1 protein-coding gene and 2 pseudogenes are annotated in these 2,396 nt (G+C 67.5%); 1 reads left to right on the forward strand and 2 read right to left on the reverse strand.

Annotated features, from left to right (window positions below):
• Positions 1-23 precede the first annotated feature (23 nt).
• Positions 24-515 (reverse strand): annotated as a pseudogene (locus ABZ471_RS48335) (IS5 family transposase); the annotation flags it as partial.
• A 283-nt stretch (positions 516-798) separates the two neighbouring features.
• Here ABZ471_RS48335 and ABZ471_RS48340 point away from each other — a divergent pair.
• On the forward strand, positions 799-2,001 hold the full coding sequence (locus tag ABZ471_RS48340; RefSeq protein ID WP_359075534.1) for an IS110 family transposase: 1,203 nt from the start codon (positions 799-801) through the stop codon (positions 1,999-2,001).
• A gap of 17 nt (positions 2,002-2,018) precedes the next feature.
• Here the strand turns inward: ABZ471_RS48340 and ABZ471_RS48345 are convergent.
• Positions 2,019-2,360: pseudogene (locus tag ABZ471_RS48345) on the reverse strand (IS5 family transposase); the annotation flags it as partial.
• Positions 2,361-2,396: the final 36 nt, after the last annotated feature.

Raw genomic sequence — 2,396 nt, forward strand, 5'->3', positions numbered from 1 at the left:
ACTAAGGCGTGTTTGAGATGTGGTCACAATGCTTGCCGTATCGGGGCGAGTTGGACGGTGGCTTCATAGCGGACGGCGAGTTTGTCGTAGCGCGTCGCGATGCCCCGGGCCTGCTTCAACAAGCCGATCCGGTTCTCGACCTTGTGTCTGGTCTTGTATTTCTCGCGGTCGAAGATGGGCGGACGGCCTCCGGACGAACCCCGGCGGAGGCGGTGTCCCACCTGGTCCCGCTTCTCCGGGATGGTGTGCGGGATGTGCCTCCGTCGCAGGTATTCGCGGATCTCGCGGGAGGAGTAGGCCCGGTCAGCGAGCACGTGAACGGGCCGGGTCCGCGGACGGCCGCTGCCGAGGCGGGGAACGCGGATGCGGTTCATGAGCTCGGTGAACAGCGGCGCGTCGCCCCGCTGGCCGGCGGTGACGGCGGTGGCCAGGACCTGGAAGGAGGAATCGACGGCGAGGTGGATCTTTGTGGTCAGGCCGCCGCGCGAGCGGCCGATCGCGTGGTCGTCCGGCTCGGACGCCAGACCGGCCGGACGCGTCCGGCCCGGATCATGGTCCCCGTTACCGTCTTCGTGGCCTCGCAAGGAGGCTCCCGGCCTTCGGCCCCGGTATGACTCGGTCCCCCAGTCGGTGATGATCGAAAAGGTGGTGTCACCGGGACCGGAGGCATTGGCAGACCGCTGATTAGGGGCACGAGAGCCGATCCCGAACCGGGGAGGCACTCTCTTCGTAACGTGGATGCCGGCACGCTGATGCCGCAGGTGAGGCCGGGAAGAACGCGAGCACAGGAGTAAGCACGTGACCGGTGACGGCGATGTTGACGTCTACCTCGGCCTGGACGTCGGTAAAGGGGAACACCACGCCACGGCCCTGACTCCGGCAGGCAAGAAAGTCTTCGACAAGCGGCTGCCCAACACTGAGCCGAAGCTCCGCGAGGTGTTCAGCAAGCTCCAGGCCAAGCACGGCACTGTTCTGGTGGTGGTCGACCAGCCCGCCTCCATAGGCGCCCTGCCACTGGCAGTGGCCCGTGACGCGGGTTGCCGCGTCGCCTATCTCCCGGGCCTGACGATGCGGCGGATCGCCGACCTCTACCCCGGCGAGGCCAAGACCGATGCCCGCGACGCGCACGTCATCGCGGACGCGGCCCGCTCGATGCCGCACACGCTGCGGGCCGTTGAACCGGCCGACGAGACCGTGGCCGAGCTGGAGATGCTCACCGGGTTCGACGACGACCTGGCCACCGAGGCGACGCGGACCAAGAACCGGCTGCGGGGCCTGCTGACACAGATCCACCCACCGTTGGAGAAGGTCCTCGGCCCCCGCCTGGACCACCCCGCAGTGCTCACACTGCTCGAACGCTTCGGCTCCCCGGCCCAGCTCAGGAAAGCAGGACGACGCAGGCTGGTCGCACTGCTGCGGCCGAAGGCGCCGCGGATGGCAGAGCGCTTGGTCAAGGACATCTTCACCGCGCTCGACGAGCAGACCGTGGTAGTTCCGGGCACCGACGCCGCCGCACTGATCATCCCCAGTCTCGTCTCCACACTCGGCTCCGTACTGAACCAGCGCGGACTCCTCGCGACCCGGATCGAGGAACTGCTGGAGGCCCACCCTCTTTCCGTGGTCCTGACCTCCATGCCCGGCATTGGGGTCAGGACCGCCGCCCGGATCCTCATCGACGTCGGCGACGGCAGTGCCTTCGCCACCGCCGGACACCTGGCTGCCTATGCCGGCCTGGCCCCGGTCACCCGCGCCTCCGGCTCCTCAATCCGAGGCGAACACCCCGCCCGGCGAGGCAACAAGCAGCTCAAACGTGCCTTCTACCTCGCCGCGTTCGCCTCACTCTCGCAGCCGGAGTCACGGACCTACTACGACAGGAAACGCCGCGAAGGAAAGCACCACGTCGCAGCCTTGATCGCCCTCGCCCGACGACGCATCGACGTGCTCTTCGCCATGCTCCGAGACGGCACCTTCTACGAGCCACCGACTCCCGTCACAGCTTGACGAAGACCATAGGGGCACCTTTTCCGGGCCCCGGCGGCATGCTGGTGAACCCGGCAGATCGTGGAGTCGACAGAGACTTCCCACTCGATGTGCCCGGCAGCGTCGGCCTTGACCTGCAGCTTCTCCAGAACGCGGGCCCAGGCCCCGTCGATCTGCCAGCGCCGGAAGACCGAGTACAGGGTCTCCCACGGCCCGTACCGTTCCGGGACGTCCCGCCACGGCGAGCCGGTCCGGGCCCGCCACCAGATTCCGTCGAAGACCTGCCGCCGGTCCCTCGGCTTGCGCCCCATCACCGGCAGCGGCGGCAACACCGCCTCCAGGCGCACCCACTGTTCGTCTGTCAGATCTCCACGAGCCATCCGAAGATCGTTCCACAATGAAGATCAACATCTCAA

The sequence above is a fragment of the Streptomyces sp. NPDC005728 genome, assembly GCF_040630895.1.
Lineage (GTDB): Bacteria > Actinomycetota > Actinomycetes > Streptomycetales > Streptomycetaceae > Streptomyces.